The 20,156-nt window shown below is 72.8% G+C and carries 20 protein-coding genes; 7 read left to right on the forward strand and 13 right to left on the reverse strand.

Going from position 1 to position 20,156, the window contains the following annotated elements:
* The first annotated feature begins 82 nt into the window (after positions 1 to 82).
* Entirely contained in the window at positions 83 to 940 is an 858-nt protein-coding gene (locus FHX53_RS07775; protein WP_182490785.1) for an aldo/keto reductase, read from the forward strand.
* Between the two features lie 32 nt (positions 941 to 972).
* Positions 973 to 1,773 carry an alpha/beta fold hydrolase gene (locus tag FHX53_RS07780; protein WP_182490786.1) on the forward strand — a complete coding sequence of 267 codons (801 nt, stop codon included), beginning with the start codon at positions 973 to 975 and terminating at the stop codon, positions 1,771 to 1,773.
* Here the strand turns inward: FHX53_RS07780 and FHX53_RS07785 are convergent.
* Genes FHX53_RS07785 through FHX53_RS07795 form a run of 3 tightly spaced genes read right to left on the reverse strand, consistent with a single transcriptional unit; the run spans position 1,770 to position 4,914 of the window.
* Positions 1,770 to 2,567 (reverse strand): SIP domain-containing protein, encoded by a 798-nt coding sequence (locus FHX53_RS07785; protein WP_182490787.1) that lies wholly within the window; start codon positions 2,565 to 2,567, stop codon positions 1,770 to 1,772. The two genes, FHX53_RS07780 and FHX53_RS07785, sit on opposite strands and share 4 nt — an antisense overlap.
* A 17-nt stretch (positions 2,568 to 2,584) precedes the next feature.
* Positions 2,585 to 3,931, reverse strand: coding sequence for an MFS transporter (locus FHX53_RS07790; protein WP_182490788.1), 1,347 nt, complete (start codon positions 3,929 to 3,931; stop codon positions 2,585 to 2,587).
* Positions 3,928 to 4,914 (reverse strand): aldo/keto reductase, encoded by a 987-nt coding sequence (locus tag FHX53_RS07795; RefSeq protein ID WP_182490789.1) that lies wholly within the window; start codon positions 4,912 to 4,914, stop codon positions 3,928 to 3,930. The genes FHX53_RS07790 and FHX53_RS07795 overlap by 4 nt, the downstream gene beginning before the upstream one ends.
* A gap of 349 nt (positions 4,915 to 5,263) precedes the next feature.
* On the opposite strand from FHX53_RS07795, the gene FHX53_RS07800 reads away from it, so the two are divergent.
* The gene (locus tag FHX53_RS07800) at positions 5,264 to 6,469 is read left to right on the forward strand and encodes a DUF4349 domain-containing protein (RefSeq protein WP_182490790.1); all 1,206 of its coding nucleotides are present in this window, start codon (positions 5,264 to 5,266) and stop codon (positions 6,467 to 6,469) included.
* Here FHX53_RS07800 and FHX53_RS07805 read toward each other — a convergent pair.
* The 7 genes from FHX53_RS07805 to FHX53_RS07835 form a co-directional block, all read right to left on the reverse strand.
* Positions 6,367 to 7,827, reverse strand: coding sequence for an HNH endonuclease signature motif containing protein (locus tag FHX53_RS07805; protein ID WP_182490791.1), 1,461 nt, complete (start codon positions 7,825 to 7,827; stop codon positions 6,367 to 6,369). The genes FHX53_RS07800 and FHX53_RS07805 overlap by 103 nt on opposite strands.
* Positions 7,828 to 8,048: 221 nt before the next feature.
* Positions 8,049 to 9,212, reverse strand: coding sequence for a mannitol-1-phosphate 5-dehydrogenase (locus FHX53_RS07810; RefSeq protein ID WP_182490792.1), 1,164 nt, complete (start codon positions 9,210 to 9,212; stop codon positions 8,049 to 8,051).
* A 7-nt stretch (positions 9,213 to 9,219) separates the two neighbouring features.
* Positions 9,220 to 9,669, reverse strand: coding sequence for a PTS mannitol transporter subunit IIA (locus FHX53_RS07815; protein WP_182490793.1), 450 nt, complete (start codon positions 9,667 to 9,669; stop codon positions 9,220 to 9,222).
* A gap of 133 nt (positions 9,670 to 9,802) precedes the next feature.
* Positions 9,803 to 11,269: a PTS mannitol transporter subunit IIBC gene (locus FHX53_RS07820; RefSeq protein ID WP_182490794.1), complete on the reverse strand. Its 1,467-nt coding sequence runs from the start codon at positions 11,267 to 11,269 to the stop codon at positions 9,803 to 9,805.
* Between the two features lie 88 nt (positions 11,270 to 11,357).
* The gene (gene ptsP, locus FHX53_RS07825; RefSeq protein ID WP_182490898.1) at positions 11,358 to 13,022 is read right to left on the reverse strand and encodes a phosphoenolpyruvate--protein phosphotransferase; all 1,665 of its coding nucleotides are present in this window, start codon (positions 13,020 to 13,022) and stop codon (positions 11,358 to 11,360) included.
* Between the two features lie 26 nt (positions 13,023 to 13,048).
* Complete coding sequence (locus FHX53_RS07830) at positions 13,049 to 13,312, reverse strand: HPr family phosphocarrier protein (protein ID WP_182490795.1); 264 nt, start codon at positions 13,310 to 13,312, stop codon at positions 13,049 to 13,051.
* Positions 13,305 to 13,637, reverse strand: coding sequence for a PTS sugar transporter subunit IIB (locus tag FHX53_RS07835; RefSeq protein WP_182490796.1), 333 nt, complete (start codon positions 13,635 to 13,637; stop codon positions 13,305 to 13,307). The genes FHX53_RS07830 and FHX53_RS07835 overlap by 8 nt, the downstream gene beginning before the upstream one ends.
* Before the next feature lie 161 nt (positions 13,638 to 13,798).
* Here FHX53_RS07835 and FHX53_RS07840 point away from each other — a divergent pair, with 161 nt between their 5' ends.
* Positions 13,799 to 15,706 carry a BglG family transcription antiterminator gene (locus FHX53_RS07840; RefSeq protein ID WP_182490797.1) on the forward strand — a complete coding sequence of 636 codons (1,908 nt, stop codon included), beginning with the start codon at positions 13,799 to 13,801 and terminating at the stop codon, positions 15,704 to 15,706.
* Here FHX53_RS07840 and FHX53_RS07845 read toward each other — a convergent pair.
* On the reverse strand, positions 15,690 to 16,505 hold the full coding sequence (locus tag FHX53_RS07845; protein WP_182490798.1) for an alpha/beta fold hydrolase: 816 nt from the start codon (positions 16,503 to 16,505) through the stop codon (positions 15,690 to 15,692). The two genes, FHX53_RS07840 and FHX53_RS07845, sit on opposite strands and share 17 nt — an antisense overlap.
* A gap of 86 nt (positions 16,506 to 16,591) precedes the next feature.
* Between FHX53_RS07845 and FHX53_RS07850 the strand changes: the two genes are divergently transcribed.
* Positions 16,592 to 17,050 (forward strand): nitroreductase family deazaflavin-dependent oxidoreductase, encoded by a 459-nt coding sequence (locus tag FHX53_RS07850; RefSeq protein WP_182490799.1) that lies wholly within the window; start codon positions 16,592 to 16,594, stop codon positions 17,048 to 17,050.
* A 7-nt stretch (positions 17,051 to 17,057) separates the two neighbouring features.
* Here FHX53_RS07850 and sufU read toward each other — a convergent pair whose 3' ends face one another.
* Together sufU and FHX53_RS07860 are read right to left on the reverse strand one after the other, a co-directional pair.
* The gene (sufU, locus tag FHX53_RS07855; protein WP_182490800.1) at positions 17,058 to 17,528 is read right to left on the reverse strand and encodes a Fe-S cluster assembly sulfur transfer protein SufU; all 471 of its coding nucleotides are present in this window, start codon (positions 17,526 to 17,528) and stop codon (positions 17,058 to 17,060) included.
* Entirely contained in the window at positions 17,525 to 18,880 is a 1,356-nt protein-coding gene (locus FHX53_RS07860; protein ID WP_182490801.1) for a SufS family cysteine desulfurase, read from the reverse strand. Before FHX53_RS07860 ends, sufU begins: the two co-directional genes overlap by 4 nt.
* A 170-nt stretch (positions 18,881 to 19,050) precedes the next feature.
* Between FHX53_RS07860 and FHX53_RS07865 the strand changes: the two genes are divergently transcribed.
* Together FHX53_RS07865 and FHX53_RS07870 are read left to right on the forward strand one after the other, a co-directional pair.
* Entirely contained in the window at positions 19,051 to 19,791 is a 741-nt protein-coding gene (locus tag FHX53_RS07865) for a helix-turn-helix transcriptional regulator (protein WP_182490802.1), read from the forward strand.
* Between the two features lie 67 nt (positions 19,792 to 19,858).
* Positions 19,859 to 20,134: a DUF1206 domain-containing protein gene (locus FHX53_RS07870; RefSeq protein ID WP_182490803.1), complete on the forward strand. Its 276-nt coding sequence runs from the start codon at positions 19,859 to 19,861 to the stop codon at positions 20,132 to 20,134.
* Positions 20,135 to 20,156 lie beyond the last annotated feature (22 nt).

Below are 20,156 nucleotides of genomic sequence, written 5' to 3' on the forward strand. Positions count from 1 at the left end.
GCAACCGAATGGATCGCGCCTCCATTCCGCGCGTCCGGCCAACTCCCACCCCGCGCACCGGGGACCAGAAGATACTGGGGGGATGACCGACAGCATCCTCCCCGGCATCGGCCCCACGATCCCCCTCCACGACGGCACCGCGATCCCGCAGCTCGGCCTCGGCGTCTACAAGGTGCCGGAGCCCGAGACCGCCGAGCTCGTGGCCGGCGCTGTGCGTCTGGGGTACCGGCACGTCGACACGGCGCAGCTGTACGCGAACGAGCGCGGCGTCGGGGAGGGCATCCGGGCCAGTGGACTGCCGCGGGAGGACGTCTTCGTGACCACGAAGGTCTGGAACGACGCGCACGGGCTCGACGAGACCCGTCGCGCGTTCGACGCGAGCATGGCGCTGCTCGGCATCGAGACCCTCGACCTCTACCTCATCCACTGGCCCGCGCCGCGGCAGGACCGGTACGTCGAGGCGTGGCGCGCGATGATCGCGCTGCGCGACGAGGGCCGCGTGCGCTCGATCGGCGTGAGCAACTTCGAAGCTCACCACGTGCAGCGCCTCGTCGATGAGACCGGCGTCGTGCCCGTCGTCAACCAGGTCGAGCTGCACCCGCACCTGCCGCAGACCGCCCTGCGGCGGGCGAACGCCGCGCTCGGCATCGTGACCGAGAGCTGGAGCCCGCTCGCCCGCGGGCGGATGCTCGCCGAGGGCTCGAGCGACCTCGAGGTGCTCTCGGCGATCGGGGCGCGGCACGGCCGCTCCGCGGCGCAGGTCGCGCTGCGCTGGCACGTGCAGCAAGGGCTCGTGGTGATCCCGAAGTCGACGTCGCTGCGGCGCGTGGAGGAGAACGCCGCCCTCTTCGGCTGGGAGCTCTCGGTCGACGACATGGCGGAGATCGCGACGCTCGAGACCGGCGAGCGCACGGGTCGGCACCCGGACGACCTGGGCTGAGCATCCGCCGCCTCGCTCGAAACGCTCCCGGCATGACCGCCGATCAGCGCACTCCCGTAACGCTCCCCCGCCTGCACTGGGGCGCCCCCGATGCCGCGCGGCGCGCCCTCCTCGTCCACGGTCTGGGCAGCTCGGCGGCCACGATGTGGCAGCTCGGCGAGGGCCTCGCCGCCGCCGGATGGTCGGCGACCGCCGTCGACCTGCGCGGCCATGGCAGTGCGCCCCGCACGAGCACCTACCGCATCGACGATCTCGCCGCCGACCTCCTCGCGACGCGGCCGACCGATCCGCCGCACGCCGACGGCGCGTGGGATGCCGTGCTCGGCCACTCGATCGGTGGCGCCGCCGCGATCGTGGCCGCCGCGATCGCGCCCGACTGGGCGCGCAGGCTCGTGCTGCTCGACCCCGCGGTGCGCGCCGACGCCGAGCTGCGGCGGACGATCCTCACTAACCAGCTGACGGCGCACGACGGCGCGACGATCGCGTCGGTCGCCGAGCAGAACCCGCAGTGGCACCCGATCACGGTCGAGCTGCGCGTGCAGGCGGTCAGGCAGGCCTCGCGGTTCGCGCTCGAGCACGCGGTTCTCGACAACCCCGAGTGGGATGTCACGAGGGAGGCCGAGCGCCTCACGACCCCGACGCTCGTGATCGCGGGCGAGCCCGCGCTCGGCGGCATGTTCGCCGGGGACCACGGCGACGCCCTGCTCGCCGCGAACCGGCATTTGCGGGCCGTCGTCGTCGCGGGCGGGCACAACGCGCACCGCGATGCTCCGGAGGTCGTGCTCGAGCACGCGCTCGCATTCATCGACGGGCGGACGACCGGGCAGGGCTAGCGCCGCCTCCAGTACCCCTTCGCGACGGCGCGCTCGACGTCGATTCCCCACGCGGCGAGCAGCGCCCGGGCGGGAGCCAGCAGCGACTGCTCGCCGCACGCGAAGACGAAGACGTCGTCGGCCGCGGCGGGCGGCGACTCCGCCGCGAGCGCGGCGAGCTCGGCGGCGAGCCCGGCGCTCGGCCGCGCGGGGTCGGGCTCGAGCACGCGCAGCTCGACCCCCGCGCCGACCGCGACCCCGAGCGCCGCGGGGTCGAACGCGGTCTCGAGCAGCACGAGGCCCGGGATACCCGCGCCGAGCACCCCGAGATAGCGACGGACGGCGGGGATCGCCGAGTCGTCGCCCACGAGGACGAACGCCGCGGGGCTGCCGGTGAGCACGACCGAGCCCTTCGGGTCGGCGAGCGCGGCGGGCGAGCCGAGCGGCGCGTGCGCGGCCCACGGTCCGATGAGGCCCGCGTCGCCGGCCGCGTCGGAGGCGTGGACGAGGATGTCGAGGTCGACCCACCCGGCCTGCGCGTCGAACGCGACGATCGTCTCGGTGCGCGATGGCCCGGTCGGATTCCCGCCCTCGTCGACCGCGACGCCGGTCCACTCTGGGGCCTCCGGCACGAACACCCGCAGATGGTCGCCCGCGCCCGGGGACGTGAATCCGTCCAGCGACCCCTCGCTCTGCAGGCGGATGCGCACGAAGCCGCCGCCTTCTGCGCCGCGCGGCACGAGCGCGGTACGCGAGGCCAGTCGCATGTGCCGCAGTCGGGGCGGGAACGGGTGGCGGGTCAGCGTGAACGGCACTCGCCAATAGTGGCAGGTCAGTCGACCGCCGGAACGCCGGGCGGCTCGCCCGGCGGGAGTGTGCCGATCGCCCCGGTCTCGGCGGGCGGCTTGTCGCCGTTGTCGATCGTCGCGGGGTCGGGCAGCGTCGTGAGGAAGCGGTAGAAGACGAGCGCGAGGAGGGTGAGGGCTCCCCCGCCGACGATCCACGGCACGGGGAGGCCGAGCAGCGCGAGCCCGCCGCCGAGCAGCGACCCGAGCGGCATCGACCCCCAGAGCAGCGTGCGCCACGTGCCGTGCACGCGGCCGAGCAGCCGGCCGGGGATGATCGCCTGCCGGAACGACATCATCAGGATGTTCCAGATCGTCACGGCGCCCGAGCCGAGCGCGAACATCACGACGACCCAGATCGGCTGCGGCCACAGCCCGATGAGCAGGGTCGTCACGCCGCACAGCAGGTTCATCGCGGCCATCACCCGGCCGAGGCCGAATCGCGCCTGCAGCCGCGAGGCGACCATCGAGCCGAGCAGCCCGCCGATCGCGCCCGCGAGGAGGAACGCGCCGAACGCGGCCTCCGGCACGGCGAGCGTGTCGAGGACGAAGAGCACGAGCGTGGCCGAGGCGGCCGAGAACAGGATGGCCGTGCCGATGGAGAAGAACCACAGGGTGCGGAGCATCCGGTTGCCGATGATGAACCGCCAGCCGTCGGCCAGCTGCCGGCGGAACGGGACGACCGCCTCGCCGGCCGGAGCGTGGAACTGCTTGCCCGACGCGACCGCCGGCAGGAACGCGGCGAGGAGGGCGGCGAGTCCGAACGCGGCGACGAGGCCGCCGACCGGGATGAGCACGGCGACGGCGAAGAGCACCGAGGTGAGGGGGGCTGCGGCGAAGTTCTGCACGACGAGCTCGGCGCCCTCGATGCGGGCGTTCGCGCGCGGCAGCTTCGCCTTCGGCACGATGCTCGGCACGACCGCGCGGATCGCCCCGTCGTAGAGCGTCTCGCACGCGCCGTAGACGAAGATCACGAGGTAGAGCCACCAGATCGTGAGCGAGTCCGTCGCGACGAGCACGACGAGCCCGACCGCGAGCACGGTGCGCACGCCGGCCGCGAGTGCGAGCGCGCGTCGCCGGTCCATCCGATCGACGAGGATGCCCGCCGGCAGCGCGAAGAACAGCCACGGAAGCATCGCGACCGCCGCGATCCCGGCGATCAGCAGCGCATCGTCGGTGAGCCGCGCCGCCAGGAGCGGCGAGACGGTGCGGGCGATGCCATCGCCGAGGCTCGACGCGAGGTTCGCGGTGAAGACCGTGCCGAAGGTGCGGCCGAGGCCGGATCGCCCTCTGCCGCTCTCCCCGCCCGCGGCCCGCCCGGCCGCCGCGGTCACCAGCGCTCGTGGATGGTCGCGCGGAAGTACTCGTCGTAGAGCGCGACGACGCTCTCGTGGAAGCTCGGCGGCAGGTCGGCGACCTCGCCGGCGGCGGCGTTCTCGCGGGCCTGCTCAGGGCTCCGCGCGCCGGGGATGACCGTCGAGACCCCGGGCAGCTGCGTGAGCCAGGCGAGCGCGGCGGTCGCGGGTGCGAGGTCGTGCTCGGCGGAGAGGACGGAGAACCGCTGCGCGGCCTCGACACCGGCCGCGTAGTCGACGCCCGAGAAGGTCTCGCCGACGTCGAACGCCTCGCCCTGGCGGTTGTAGGTGCGGTGGTCGTCCGCGGCGAAGGTCGTGTCGCGCGTGTACCGGCCGCTCAGGAGACCCGAGGCGAGCGGGACGCGCGCGATGATGCCGACGCCGGCCGCCTGCGCGGCGGGCAGCACCTCGTCGAGCGGCTTGAGGCGGAACGCGTTGACGATGATCTGCACGCTCGCGACGTTCGGTCGCGCGATCGCGGCGAGGGCCTCGTCGACGCGCTCGACGCTCACGCCGTAGTGGCGCATCCGGCCCTGCTCGACGAGGGCGTCGAGGTCGTCGAAGACGCGGTCGATGCCGTAGACGGCGGTCGGCGGGCAGTGCAGCTGGACGAGATCGAGGGTGTCGACGCCGAGGTTGTCGAGGCTGCGGCGCGTCCACGCGTCGAAGTTCGCGGCGGAGTAGTTCTCGGGCTCCTGCGGCAGGCGGCGGCCCATCTTGGTCGCGACGAACACGTCGAGCTCGGGGCGGTCGTGCAGGTAGCGGCCGATGAGCTGCTCGCTGCGGCCGTCGCCGTACACGTCGGCGGTGTCGAAGATCGTGACGCCGGAGTCGACCGCGGCGTCGAGGACGGCCCGGGCATCCTCGTCGGAGACGTCGCCCCAGTCGGCACCGAGCTGCCAGGTTCCGAGGCCGATGGAGGAGACGGTCGCATCGGTGCGGCCAAGGATGGAAGTGCGCATGAGGCCAGCCTACGCAGAGCGGGGTCGGCGCGCGGACGGCGTGCACGCGCGCATCGGCGCTGCCCGGAGACGCAGCGAGGGGGCCGATCTCTCGGCCCCCTCGTCCCTCGCGTCCACCCCTGAGCGCGCAGGCTGTCAACGCGGTGGCGGATGCATCGGGCCGCCGTCCATCAGGCGAACCGGCGAGCATCCTCACCGCGCTGAGACGACCGTAGCCGCGGTCGCGGTGGCGGCCAGCCGTTCGGGGTCGACCCTCAGAGGTCTTTCGGGGCGCACCCAGGTCACGATCGCGCCGCACAGGCCCTCCGGCCCTGGTGCCCCGTCACGACGCGGGTCTACGGTCAGCCGCATGAGCACCCAGGATGCTGCGCCGGTCGGGTTCGGAACGCCGTCATCGGACCTGTCGCACGGCATCCCTCGAGCGGGAGGACCGCTCGCGTCGCGCGCTCGTCGGCGGCGCGCGGGCGCCCTCTCGCTCGCCGTCCTCGGCGTCGTGGTCGCTCCCCTTCTCGCCGGGTGCGGCGCGATCGGCTCGCGGGACGAGTCGGGCGGAGTCGGCGGCGATCCGGGCGTCGTCGGCGAGGCCCCGCCGCTGGCCGATGGCGGAGGCTCCGACGGCGAGGATGCGGGTGGCGACGCTCCCGCGGAGGACCGGGAGCTGGTCATCACCGGGTCGCTCTACGTGACGGTCGAGGATCCGCTCGATGCGGCGGACGAGGCGGCGCGCATCGTGGAGCGTGCGGGCGGCCGCGTCGACGGGCGGCGGGAGTCCGCGCCGCGCGACAGCGGGACGGGTGGCTCCGGCGACGGTTCGAACGGAGCGGAGTTCGCGCCCGAGTACTCGTACGACGGGTACGGCGGCTACTTCTCGTTCGGTGCGGGCGGTGGCGCGGTGCTCGAGCTGCGCATCCCGAGCGCGCGCCTGACGGAGACGCTCGACGAGCTGGCGGCTCTCGGCGAGCGCGAGGAGCTCGTGCTCTCGAGCGACGACGTCACGTTCGAGCGCCGCGACCTGACGGCGCGGATCTCGGCGCTCGAGTCGTCGGTCACCCGACTGCTCGCACTGCAGGACGCCGCGGCCGATCTGAACGACCTCATCGCGCTCGAGTCGGCGATCAGCGACCGGCAGGCGGAGCTGGAGAGCCTGCAGGCGCAGGAGCGCTACTACGAGGATCAGATATCGCTCTCGACGATCACGCTCACGCTCGGATCGGAGGACGTCGCTCCGGTCGACGAGCCCGACTCGTTCTGGACGGGGCTGACCACCGGGTGGGATGCCCTGCTCGCCTTCGTCGGGGGCGCCCTCGTCGTCGCGGGCGTGCTCCTGCCGTGGCTGATCGTGCTCGGGCTGCTCGCGCTCGTCGCGTGGGCGGTGCTCCGGGGCGCGCGGGCTCGGCGGGCGCGGTCGACGGCCGGGAGCGAGCCGACGGGCTGCGCTCAGCCGGGCAGCGCTCAGCCGGGCGGCGCACAGCCGGGCGGCGCGAGCGCGACCTCGCCTGCAGGCACGGCTCCCGGGGGCACCGCGTCGAGCACGGTCTCCGGTTCGGACGAGTAGGAGCGGCCCGACGGCGCACGCCACCGCAGCACTCCCCCGGGCTCCTGCGCGACGGTCCACCCGGTCTGGTGCTTCAGGCGGTGGTGATGTCGGCACAGGTGGGCGAGGTTGTCGTGGCTCGTCCCGCCGCCGTGCTGCCAGTCGCGCGTGTGATCGAGGTCGCAGCGGGCGGCGCTGCGGGCGCATCCCGGGAAGCGGCAGGTTCCGTCGCGCACCCGCAGCCAGGTCTGCAGGTCGGCCGGGACGCGGTACCGGTCGCGGCCGACGGAGAGGACGACGCCGGTCTCCGGGTGGGTCAGGATTCGCGTGAAGCTCGGGGCGGTCGCGGCGAGCCGGCGCGCGATGTCGTCGTCGATCGGGCCGTAGCCCTCGAGCGTCGCGGGTGCGCCGCCGCTCTGACCGAGCAGCGTCAGCACCGGGACCGTCACGTGCACCTCGGCCCGCATGCCGAGGCCGAGACCGCTCGCATCGACCTCGCCGGCGATGAGCAGATCGGCGAGCGCGTCGGCGCGGCGGTTGCCGAGGGTTCGGCGCGCGGAGTTGGCTCCGGTGCCGAGGCCGGCCTCGCGCGCGTCGTGTCCATCCTCGAGCGACTCGGCGATCCGGGTCAGCCGTCGGTAGGCGCCGTGGGCCTTCTCCGCCGGCAGCAGCGCGCTCAGCCACGCCATGCCGTCGGCGACGGGGTCGACGAAGACATCGCGCGTCGCCATCGCCTCGGCCCTGCGCGCGGCGATGGATTCCGGGTGCATCCGCTCGCGCAGGACTCGTGCCCGTGACGTCAGCCGGGACGGGTTCTGCGCCTCGGCGCTCGGCAGGATCGCCCGCTCGAACTCGGCGCGCGACCCCTCGGGAAGGCTGTCCGCGGCGTCGGCGATGACCGCGGCGTGCGCGAACGCGACCCGGCCGTCCCGGAGCGCCTCCATCGTGACGGGCAGCGTCGTGATCAGCGTCGCCGCCCGGGCAAGAAGCGAGTCCGCCGTGCGGGAGGTGATGCGCAGTGCGCACGCGAGCTCCGCCGACGCGCTGCGCCGAGCGCTGATGCGAGGGTCCCACTGGGTGGCCGACGACGCAGACGATCCCGTCTGCTCCCGTTCAGCGCGCCCGCGCTCGATCCGCTCCTGCTCGACGCGGAGCTCGTGCGCGAGCTCGATCCGGCGCGCGGCGATGCGGGACGCCCGCACCTCGCACTCGACGAGCGCCCCGAGCAGGGCATCCGTTCGCGACGACGCGAGGCCGGCGCTGATCCCCGCTGTGAGCTCGTCGAGTTCTGCAGCGGCGATGAGCTCGTCGAACACGCGACGCAAGTCAGAGTCGTGAGGACTCTGCCCCGGTGCGGGCGTCTCGATCGGGCTCGTCATGCACTCCACTCAACACCCCACCACCGACATTCCGGCCATCCGCGACCGGCACCGCGGGCTACGTGTGGGAAGTGGCCTGACCTGGGGAAATGGGGAGGAGCGGCGATCCGGCGACCGGCACGAGACGCGCGGCTCGCAACGCGCAGCTCGCGACGCGCAGCTCGCGACGCGCAGCTCGCCGCGCTCCAGGCGGCGAGCGCGCCCGACCCCGCCGACAGGGCCTACGCCCCGACCCCCTCCGCCCGCGCCCCGTCGACCGCCGCCTCGAGCGCCGCGAACAGCGGATGCCCCGGCTCGACCCCCGTGATCGACTCCACGAGGTCGGCCGACGAACTCCCCGACCCGAGCAGCTTCTGCAGCTCGGCGCTCTCGGGGTCGTTCGCGACCTGGAATCGCAACGCTGCCGCGATCACCGCGAGCAGCCCGACCGGCTCGATCCCCTGCTCGGCGAGCGCCGCCGCGGGCTGGATGAGCCGCTCGTTCCGCGAGAGCTTCCGCAGCGGCTGCCGCCCGACGCGCTCGACGCCGTCACGAAGGGCCGGGTTCGCGAAGCGCACGAGCGCCGTCTCGCGGTACGCATCCTGCACGGCGAGGGGAAATCCATGCCGGGAGACGAGCAGTCTCGATGTCTCGCGCAGCGCCGCCTCGACGCCGGCGCGCACCGCCGGCATGGTGAGGGCTTCGTCGATCATCGCGGCGCCGGCGAGCCGCCCCAGGTACGCGGTCGCCGCATGCCCGGTGTTGACGGTGAAGAGCTTCCGCTCGATGTAGGGGGCGAGGTCGTCGACGAGGTGGGCGCCCGGAATGGCGGGCGGCGAGCCGGCGAACGGGCCCGCCTCGATCGCCCACTCGCAGAACGGCTCGACGCGGACATCCAGCTCACGGCCCGCCTCGGGCTCCTGGATCGGGACGATGCGATCGACGGCCGTGTTCGCGAAGACGGCGCGATCGAGCACGGCCGGGTCGTCGGCGAGCAGCTCGGCGAGGTGACCGCGCAGCAGATCGGTCGCGCCGAGCGCGTTCTCGCACGCCATGATCGGCAGCGGCGCGCGGTCGGCGGGGCGGGCGCGCAGCCCGGCGGCGACGACGGGCGCGATGAAGCGCAGGATGCTCGGACCGACCGCCGTCGTCACGACGTCGGCCCCGGCGACGGCCGCCGCCGCGCCCTCCGGGTCGGCCGACGAGTCGATCCCGGTGAAGCCGGTGACGGTGCGGATGCGCTCGTCGCCCCCGATCTCGATCACCCGATATGAATCGGCGGCCGCGATCGCGGCGATGAGCGGCCCGTTGACGTCGAGGAAGACGAGCTCATGGCCGGCGTCATGGAGGAGGAGGCCGATGAATCCGCGGCCGATGTTGCCCGCGCCGAAGTGGACGGCGGTCATGATGCGGTCACTCCGCGACGGCGTCGTTGACGTCGCCGAGCATCGCGAGCACGGTCTCGGCGTCGGGCGCGATGAGCAGCTGCTCGACGGCCTCCTCGTCGCTGAAGACGAGGGCGAGGGCCGACAGCACGCTCATGTGCTCGCCGTTCTTGCCTGCGATCGCGACGACGACGCGCACGGGGTTGCCGTCCCAGTCGATGGGCTCGGCGTAGCGGACGATCGTCATCGCTGACGCCTTGATCGCGTCCTTCGCGTCGTTCGTGCCGTGCGGGATGGCGAGGTGGTTGCCCATGAAGGTGGAGGTGAGCTCCTCGCGCGCGAGCATCGCGGCGTGGTACTCGCTCGTGACGGCGCCCGCGGCCTCGAGGAGGCGGGCGCCCTCGGCGATGGCCTCGTCGCGCGTGCGCGCGGTGCCGTCGAGGACGATGCGGTCGGTGGTGAGCACGGTGGCGGTCAAGGGGTCGCCGTCCTTCCTGGAAGTCGGCGCGGGCGGGTCGCGGCGCCGAGGATTAGTGAGCCGAGGAGCGATGAGCCGAATGCGGGGAGCCGGGGGCGGTCGCGCGAACGACCGCCCCCGGTTGCGGCAGAGACTAGCCCTGCGGCGACTGCTGCGACTTCAGCATCCCGACGACGACGTCGTACTGCGGGCTGGACATGAAGTTCTCGACCGACTGGTGCTGCGCGTGCGGCGCCTGCTGGGTCGCGCGAGCGGTGAGGTCCTGGTGGGTGATGACCAGGTCGGCCTCGTCGGTGAGGTTCGTGATCGCCTGGTTGGTGACCGTGACCCCCTCGATGCCGGCGTCCTTGAGCTTCTTGCGCAGGACGGTCGCGCCCATCGCGCTCGAGCCCATCCCGGCATCGCACGCGAAGACGATGTTCTGGATGCGCGTGGCCGTCGCCGTGCCGGTCTCCTGACCCAGGAGGCTCGCGACCTTCGACTCGCCGCCCTTGTTGGAGGCGTTCTGCGAGACCGCGTTGCTGAATCCGTCGGCACCGGCGTCGAGCGCCGCCATGTCCTTCTTGCGGCTCGCGCGGAGGATGACGCCGGCGATGAGGAACGACACGGTCGCCGAGAGCACGACCGAGAGGATCACTCCGAGGTAGCTGTCGCTCGCGGTCTGCAGGAGCACCGCGAAGATCGAGCCGGGCGAGGCCGGAGCACGAAGACCCGAGTCGAACAGCAGGTTGGTCGCGATGCCGGTCATGCCGCCGCCGATCATGGCGACGATGAGGATGGGCTTCATGAGCACGTACGGGAAGTAGATCTCGTGGATGCCACCGAGGAAGTGGATGATGATCGCGCCGGGAGCGGTGGCGCGCGCGATGCCGACGCCGAACACGGCGAAGGCGAGCAGCAATCCGAGTCCGGGGCCGGGGTTGGCCTCGAGGAGGAAGAGGATCGACTTGCCCTGCTCGGCGGCCTGCTCGATGCCGAGCGGGGTCAGCACGCCCTGATTGATGGCGTTGTTGAGGAACAGCACCTTGCCCGGCTCGATGACGAGGCTCGCGAGAGGCAGCAGGCCCGTCTCGGTGAGGAACTTCGCGCCCGCGCCGAGGGCGTTGCTCAGGACCGTGAAGACGGGCGAGAGGGCGAAGAAGGCGAGGATGGCGAGACCGAAGCCGAGGATGCCGGCGGAGAAGTTGTCAACGAGCATCTCGAAGCCGGCCCGAATCTTGCCGGCCCACAGCGCGTCGATTTTCTTCATGAGGTAGGCGGCGAGGGGGCCGACGATCATCGCGCCGAGGAACATCGGCACGCTCGTGCCGACGATGACGCCCATCGTCGCGATCGAGGCCACGACGCCGCCGCGCGTGCCGTAGACCATGCGGCCGCCGGTGTTCGCGATGAGCAGCGGCAGCAAGTAGACGATCATCGGGCCGACGAGCTGCTCGAGGTCGGCGTTCGGCGTCCAGCCGGTCGGGATGAAGAACGCCGTGATGAAGCCCCACGCGATGAAGGCCGCGATGTTGGGCATGATCATGCCGCTCAGGAAGGTGCCGAAGCGCTGCACGCGGACGCGTGCGGAGCTGGCGGGCGGTGCTGACGTCGTCGTCATGGGTGTCGCTCCTTGTTTTCTGGGGTTCGGGGTGTGCGGGTGCGGGGTGGTGCGGGCGGCAGCGGTGCGGTGGATGCCGTGGTGCGGGTCAGAGGACGGGCGGGGGCCAGGAGGCGATGCGGTCGGCGACCGCGGCGCGAGCCGTCCCGGCGCTGTCGGCGGCGAGGGCGAGCGCGGCGAGCTCCTTCGCCTCCTCGACGGTGCGCAGCGCGAGCTCGGCGCGCACGTCGGCGATCGAGGTCGACGACATCGACAGGCTCGTCGCGCCGAGGCCGACGAGCACGAGGGCGAGGCGCGGGTCGGCTGCGGCCTCCCCGCAGATGCCGACGGGCACGTCGTGCTCGGCCCCGGCGCGGCCGACCTGCTCGATGAGGCGCAGCACGGCCGGGTGCCACGGGTCCTGGAAGGCCGAGACGGTGCCGAGCAGCCGGTCGGCTGCGAAGACGTACTGGGTCAGGTCGTTCGTGCCGATGCTCATGAAATCGGCGTTCGCGGCGACGTGGTCGGCCATGATCGCGCACGAGGGCACCTCGACCATGACGCCGGCGACGGCGATGCCGAGCTCGTGGGCGAGGTCGCGGAAGTAGCGCGCCTCGCCGGCGGTCGACACCATCGGGGCCATGACCTGCACGTGCGCCTGGCTCGCGGCCGCGGCCGTCGCGAGGGCGGTGAGCTGGTCGCGCAGCACCTCCTCGTGCGCGGCGAGCGCGCGCAGGCCGCGGCGGCCGAGCGCGGGGTTCTCCTCGCCCTGGTCGGTGAGGAAGGCGAGGGGCTTGTCGGCGCCCGCGTCGAGCACCCGCACGACGACCTTCTGACCGGGGAACTGCGCGAAGACATCCCGGTAGGTCGCCGCCTGCTCGTCGACGCTCGGCGCCTTCTCGGCCCCCAGGAAGAGGACCTCGGTGCGGAAGAGCCCGACGCCCTCGGCGCCGCGAGCGACGGCCTCGCGCGCCGACTCGGGAGAGCCGATGTTCGCCAGCAGCGGCACGGCGCGGCCGTCGGCGAGGCGGCCCGGCCCGCTGCTCGCGGCGCGGATGGCCTGGAGCGTCGCGGTGCGCTGCCGGGCGAGGTCGATGCGCTCCTGGGCCGGATCGCGCTCGACGGTGCCGTTCTCGGCGTCGACGAGCACGAGGTCGCCGTCGATGAGGTCGGCCGCGTCGGTCGCGCCGACGATCGCGGTGATGCCCTTCTCACGGGCGAGGATCGCCGTGTGCGAGGTGGGGCCGCCGTCGGTCGTGACGAGCGCGAGCACGCGCTCCAGGTCGAGGGTCGCGGTGTCGGCGGGAGCGAGGTCGCGCGCGACCAGCACGAACGGCGTCGCCGATTCGGGGATGCCCGGGGCGGGCAGCCCCTGCAGGCGGGCGATCGCGCGGCGCGCGACGTCATCGAGGTCACCGGCCCGCTCGCCGAGATAGCCGCCCATCCCCGCGAGGAGCTCGCGGAAGGTCGTCATCGCGGCGTGGATCGCGTGCTCGGCGGTCGCGCCGTCCTCCGTGCGGTGCTGCACGTCGGCGGCGAGCGCCGGATCCTCCGCCATCATCGCGAGGGCGTCGAGAACCTCGGCGGCCGTGCCGCCCGCGGCTTCGCCCCGCTCGCGCAGCTGGGCGGCGGTCGCCGCGAGCGCCTCGGTCGCGCGCGCCTGCTCCTCGGCGGGTGCGAGGGTGCTCGGCCGGTCGCTCGGGTCGGGGACGGGGTCGGGCATGCGCAGCACGGGGCCGACCGCGGTGCCGCGGCCGATGCCGATGCCGCGCATGAGGGCCGGGCGGGTCGAGGTGCCGCTCACGCGTCGTGGTCCTGCTCGAGGAAGGCGGCGAGCTCGGAGAGCACGCGCTCGTCGTCGTCGCCCGTGACGGTCAGCGTCACCTCGTCGCCGTGCTCGATGCCGAGCGAGACGACGCCGAGGATGCTCGCGGCGTTCACGCTGCGCTCCCCCTTCTTCAGCTGCACCGCGCAGCCCGACTCGGTCACCGACTTCACGAACAGCGCGGCGGGGCGGGCGTGGAGCCCGTGAGCGGATGCGACGACGAGAGTGCGGTCAGCCATGGTGCTCTCCTTCGGAGGGGGCGGAGGTGGTCGAGGTGAGATGCGCGAGGGCCGCGGTCACGGCGTCCGGCCCGGTGCCGGGGGCGTCGAGCACGACGGCGGGCACGCGCCCTCCGAGCGCGGCGGAGACGGCATCGGCGTCGGCCGCGAGGTGGTGCCCGACGATCACGAGGTCGAGCGCATCGGCGCGGTCAGCGAGGTCGTCGACGGAGAGCGGCTCGACCGCCCAGTCGAGCGACCGGTCGGCGATGGCTCCGCGGAGTCCGCGGGCGAGGAACGTGCTCGAGACGCCCGACCCGCAGACGACGGCGACCGTGCGGGTCATGAGCGCCTCCTCGCGGTCGTGTGCGGAACACCCCCATGCTCGTCCGCGAGCGCCCCCGGCTCCAGCAGACTTCCTTCCCACCCCTGCGGAAGGCGCGCCGAGCATCCCGGCCCGCCGCGACCGCGGACGAGCGCGACGCGCTGGTCTACAGTGAGCCGGACATGGCCGACAAGTACGAGCGGATGCTCGAGCTCCTGCTGCACGCCGACGACTGGGTGACCGCCACCGAGCTCGCCGAGCGGCTCGGCGTCACCACGCGATCGGTGCGCAGCTACGTCGCCGCGGCGAAGACCGCCGCGCACCCCCTCGTGATCGTGACCGCGTCGACCTCGGGCTATCGCCTGAACCGCGAGGCGTACGCCGAGTTCCGCGCCGCGGGGCGCGGTCGCGGGAGCGCCGCGGAGATCCCGCAGGCGCGCGTGCACCACCTCGTGCGGCGACTCACCGATGCCGAGTCGGGGCTCGACGCGCACGAGCTCGCCGAGAGCCTCTACGTGAGCGACTCGACCCTCGAGGCCGATCTGCGCAAGGTGAAAGCGCTCGCGGAGGAGAGCGGGGCATCCCTCACGCGACGCGGCAGCTCGATCGCGCTCGTCGGGTCGGAGGCCGCCAGTCGACGGCTGCTCAGCCGCCTCCTGCAGAGCGAGAGCGCGCAGGGCGTGCTCGAGCTCGACGCGATCGAGAGCGAGTTCGGCGTCGCGGGGCTCGGTGCCTTCAAGACCGAACTCATCCAGGCGCTCGACGCCGACGGCTTCTTCATCAACGAGTACGGCATCGACGCCGTCATCCTGCACGTCGCGATCGCGGTCGAGCGCGCGCGGCGCGAGCTGCACCTGCCGCCGACCGCGACGGCCGGGAGCGACGCCGCGCCCATCAGCGCCGCGCTGCACCGACTGATCCCCGACCACTTCGCGGTCGCGGTCACGGAGGCCGACGTCGAGTACCTCGCCCGTCTGCTCACGACGCGCGTCATCGCGCCGGGGGCCGGGGCCGAGGGCGCGCCGCACGTCGACGAGGCCGACCTCGACACCGTCCGCCGAATCGTCGACCTCGTGGCCGAGGAGTACCTCGTCGACTTCCGCGACGACGCGTTCATCGCCCGCCTCGCCCTGCACCTCGGCAACCTCGTCACCCGCGCCCGGGAGGACGCCCGATCGCGCAACCCGCTCGCGCGCTCGATCAAGAGCTCATACCCGCTCATCTTCGACATCGCGGTCTTCATCGCCTCGATCGTGCAGCGCGAGCGCGGCATCACGGTCGACGACGACGAGATCTCGTACATCGCGCTGCACCTCGGCTCGCACCTCGAGCGCGTCGCCCGCCGCGAGGAGCGCGTGACCGGGACGATCATCTGCCCGAGCTACTACGACCTGCACGCGATCCTCCGCAGCCGCATCGAGCGCGAGCTGGGCGCCGATCTCTCCATCGAGTTCGTCGTCACGCGCACCGACATCGACCCGCGCGAGCTCACGAGCGACCTCGTGATCTCGACGATCCCGTCCCCCGCGCTGCGCGAGGGCGTCGTCGTCGTGCAGCCGTTCCTGACCGACGACGACATCGACTCCATCCGCGGCGCGATCTCGCGCGTCCGCCGGCAGCGTCGACGTCAGCGCATCACCGACGAGCTGCTCGAGTACTTCGACGCCGAGCTGTTCTTCCCCGAGCCGCCGGGCGACGACCCCGAGTCGATCATCCGCGGCCTCGGCGCCGCGCTCGTCGCGGCCGACGTCGTCGACGACCGCTACGTCGACGGCGCGCTCGAGCGCGAGCGCATGTCGTCGACCGCGTTCAGCGACACCCTCGCGATGCCCCATGCGATGGGGCTCTCCGCGGCGCGCACCGCGATCGCCCTCGCGCTGTGCCCCGCTCCCGTCGCGTGGGGGGACGCCCGGGTCTCGGTCGTGGCTCTCATCGCGTTCAGCCCCGAGGGCAGGGCGCGCTTCCAGCCCCTGTTCGACCAGTTCGTCGACGTCTTCGCCTCGCGCCGCGAGGTCGGCGAGCTCGTGCGGGCCGGGAGCGACTTCGCCGGCTTCATCGGCGAGCTCGCGCAGCTCATCGAGCGTCGCTGACCGGGGCCTCCTCCTCGAGGGACGACGCGAGCACCCGCGCTACCGCCTGCGCGAGGCGCGGGCGGATGATGTGCGCGACGTTGGAGACCCGGTGGGTCGTCACGTGGCGCAGCTGCTCGACGATCCCGATGCCGCTCGGCGCGAGGAACGGGTCGAGGGCGCCGTAGACGAGATCGATCGGCACACTAACCCGAGCGAGGTCGGCGAGAGTCGTCTGCGACTCGATCGCGTTCTGCAGCGACAGCATGAACGGAGTCCAGTTCTTCTCGGTGAGCTCGAGCACGTTCTTGATCGGCGCGATCGTGGCGAGCGCCGCGGCCGTGCGCTGCGTGAACGCTGGGTTGGAGCGCAGGAACTCGTAGACGGTGAAGTAGGCGCCCATGTTCGCGCGATCGACCGGGTCGCCGATCAGGGCGGGCGGCAGGTAGATGGGCGAGCCGACGAGCACGAGGCGCGCGAGCGACTTCCGGTGCGTCGCGGCGTAGCGCGCGGCGATGAGTCCACCGAGCGAGTGGCCGACGAGGATGACCTCGCGCCGGAGCCCGAGCGAGCGGAGCGTCGCATGCAGCGCACGCTCGTGCTCGTCGAGCGTGTATGTCGCCCCCTCGGGCGCGGGCGAGGCGCCGAAACCGAGGATGTCGAGCGTGATGACGCGGAAGTGCCGCTCGAGCAGCGGCACGAGGTGGTGGAAGGTGACGGAGGACGACGCGATGCCATGGATCATCACGACCACCGGCCCGCTCCCGGAGTCGCTGGTGACCGCGAGGAGCGGTGCGCCGCGCCACGGCCGGGGTGCCATAGCCCGATTATGGCGGATCTGCACTGCCGTGAGCCGTGCTCCCCGTCGCTCGCCGCCAAGGGGCGTCGGGGGGCTAGCCTCGAAGCATGCCGCTGACCGGAGAGTACGCACCCAGCACGTCCGAGTGGGCCCGCGAGCAGGCCGAGCTCTACGAGCGCACGAACGGCCAGGAGGGCAACGACCTCCGCGGCCGGCCCATCATCGTGCTGACGACGCTCGGCGCGGCGAGCGGGAAGCTGCGCAAGACGGCGCTCATGCGCGTCGAGCACGAGGGCGACTACCTCGTCGTCGCCTCGAAGGGCGGCGCGCCCGACCACCCCTCCTGGCACCGGAACCTCGTCGCGCATCCGCTCTGCGAGTTGCGGGACATGGACGACCGACGCGACTATCGCGCCCGCGAGCTCGCCGATGGCACCGAGCGCGAGCTGTGGTGGGAGCGCGCGTGCGCCGTCTGGCCCGACTACGCCGAGTACCAGAGGAAGACGGAGCGGCGCATCCCCATCTGGGTGCTCGAGGCCGTGACAGAGGACGCTGGCGATAGCTGAATCGCGACTACCGGGCCACGCCCGTGCGCCGGAGTAGCAGGTCCTCCGCCGCGACCCAGGCGAGCATCGCGCATTTCACGCGCGCGACGTACTTCGAGACGCCGCTGAGGGCCGCGGCGTCGCCGAAGCGCTCCTCGTCGAGCGGGATCGCCCCGCGCGAGCGCAGCGCCTCGCGGAAATCCTCGATGAGCGCGGTCAGCTCCTCCGGCGTCCAGGGCTCGCCCTCGGCGGCCCTCTCCTCCGCGAGCGTCGCCAGCAGCGAAGCGCTCGCCTGAGAGATCGAGCAGCCGCTGCCCTCCCACGCGACATCCGCGATGCGGTCGCCCGCGGCATCCCACCGCAGCGTGAGCGTGACCTCGTCGCCGCAGACAGGATTGCGCTGGTGGCTCGTCTCGTCGCGTGCCACCAGGCCCGTGCCGTGAGGGTGCTTCGCGTGATCCATGATGATCTGCTGGTACAGCTGCTCGAGGTCGCTCATGCTCCCGCCCCCTCGCCGAGACCGAAGAACGGGCGGATGCCCGCGACCGCGTCGATCGCGAGATCGAGCTCGTCCGGCGTCGTGTGGATTCCCGCGCTCAGCCGGAGACTCGCGCTCACGCCGAAGCGGCGGTGCAGCGGCTGCGCGCAGTGGTGGCCGACGCGCGCCGCGATGCCGCGGTCGTCGAGCACCTGACCGGCGTCGTGCGCGTGCACGCCGTCGATGACGATCGAGGCGAGGGCCACGCGCGGCGCCGGGTTGTCGACGCCGAGCATGCGGACGCCCGGTACGCGCACGAGGCCGTCGAGGAGGCGCGCGGCGAGTGCGTGCTCGGTCGCGGCGATGCGCGCCATGCCGAACTCCTCGACGAAGCGGACCGCCGCGGCGAGCCCGACCGCCTGCGAGAGACGGGGAGTGCCGGGCTCGAAGCGCTGCGGCGACGGCAGGTACTCGGCGCGGTCCATGGTGACGGTCGTGATCATCGAGCCGCCGTAGAGGAACGGCGGAAGCGCGTCGAGGAGCTCCGCGCGGCCGTAGAGCACGCCGATGCCCGTCGGGCCGTAGAGCTTGTGGCCGCTGAACACGGCGACGTCGACGTCGAGCTCTCGCGGCCTCAGCGGCAGATGCGGGGCCGACTGGCACGCGTCGAGAACGACGAGCGCGCCCACCGCGCGAGCGAGCGGAACGAGCCGATCGAGGGGCGTCACGGCGCCCGTCACGTTCGAGACGTGCGTCACGGCCAGCACGCGCGTGCGCTCGCCGATGATCTCCGCGGCCGCGTCGAGGTCGAGCCCGCCGTGGTCCAGCACCGGGATGTACCGCAGCGTCGCGCCCGTGCGGGCCGCGAGCTCCTGCCACGGGATGAGGTTGGCGTGGTGCTCGAGCTCGGTGACGACGATCTCGTCGCCCTCATGCAGCGCGAAGCGCGCGGCGTCGGTGTGCGACCCGGCTCCCCTGCCGCTGCTCGCGGTGCCGAGCGCGTACGCGACGAGGTTGAGCGCCTCGGTAGCGTGGCTCGTGAACACGACCTCGTTGTCGTCGACGCCGAGGAAGCGCGCGATCGTGTCACGGGCATCCTCGTACGCCTCGGTGGCCTCGCCGGCGAGGAAGTGGGCTCCGCGGTTGACGGCTGCGTTCGAGGTGCGCACGAAGTCGCTCTCGGCATCGATCACCGAGTCCGGCTTCTGCGCGGTGGCCGCCGAGTCGAGGTAGACGAGGGGATGCCCGTGCACCTCACGGCGCAGGATCGGGAAACGGGCGCGGATGCCCTCGATCTCGGCGGAGGTCAGCGGGGTGGCGAGCACCCTTCCAGGGTAGGCCGTGCCGCTGGGGCGCGAGCATGTTCGCTGCATGCACTACGAGGAGAAATTCGTCAATCCCTTTCCGCAGACCACGTCATGTGCTCGGATTGCGGAGATGCATCGGCGGCCCGCGCCGCCCCGAACACCCTTGAGAGTCAATCGATGACGAGAGCCGCCTGCGCCGGCCCCGCCCCCGCCCCCGCCCCCCTCCCCGCGGCCCGATGAGGGAGAGCGAACTCCTGACCTGCCTCGCCGAGCTCGCCCGCATCTGCGCGAATCGGCCCGAGCGCACGTCGTTCGCGAGCTCGCTCGTGCTGCAGGTGCTGCGCCCGTTCGAGGCACGCAGCGCTGCGGTGGGCGTGATCGACAGTCAGAGCTTCCTGGACGTGCGCACGATGTTCGGGTTCCCTGCGGGCGTGCTCCGAGACGGGCCTCGGTATCCGCTCCGGAGTCCCATTCCACTGGCGGACTCCGTGCGTCGCGGCGTCGTCGTCGAGGGCACGGTTCCCGAGCTGACGGCTCGATACCAGGGCTTGGAGGGTCTCGAGCTCCGCGGGGCCCACGTCATCTGCCTGCCGCTCCTCTTCCGCAGCGCCACCATCGGTGGAGTGGCCATCGCGACCGACATCGCCCCCGATCACGCCCGGCACGCCGTCTTCTGGTCGGCCGTCGCCGACCTCGTGTCTGCGTCGATCGCGAGCGACGAGCCCACGCCGCCCGCGCGAGACCGCCCGCGCCGCTCGGCCCCGCTGAACCCGCGCCAGCGCGAGATCCTCGCGCACATGCAGCAGGGGCGCACGAACGCCCAGATCGCGCGCGCGATGAACTTCGGCACGTCCACGATCGGGCATGACATCATGCGAATCTTCGACGCCCTCGGCGTCGAGTCGAGGCGGGAAGCGGTCGCCGAGGCGGAGCGGGCGGGGCTTCTCGCGCCCAGGGAGCACGACTCCGTCGAGTAGCGGACGGCCGGCTGCGACCGGTCAACCCCCTGCCGTGGGGCCCTCCCGATCCGCTCTCATGGAGTGCATGAACGACATCGACGCTCGTCCTGAATCCGCACCCGACCCCACGCCGTCGTCCGGCTGGGGGCTCATCGCTCCCGGGGCGGTCCTCCTCATCATCGGGATCACGGTCGCCGCGGTGATGTTCGGCCGCGAGACTCCGGGCTCGAACGATCCGGGCGAGTTCATCGCCTGGAACGCCGGCCTCACGATCGGCGCTGCGGTCCTGGCGGGTATCGGCGCGCTGCTGCTGGCGCTGGGCTTCGTCCGTCGGCGACGCCGCGCCGCCGATCGCCGCTGACGACCGTCGCGCGGTGCGAGGC

Origin of the sequence: Microcella alkalica (assembly GCF_014137945.1) — a bacterium.
Lineage (GTDB): Bacteria > Actinomycetota > Actinomycetes > Actinomycetales > Microbacteriaceae > Microcella > Microcella alkalica.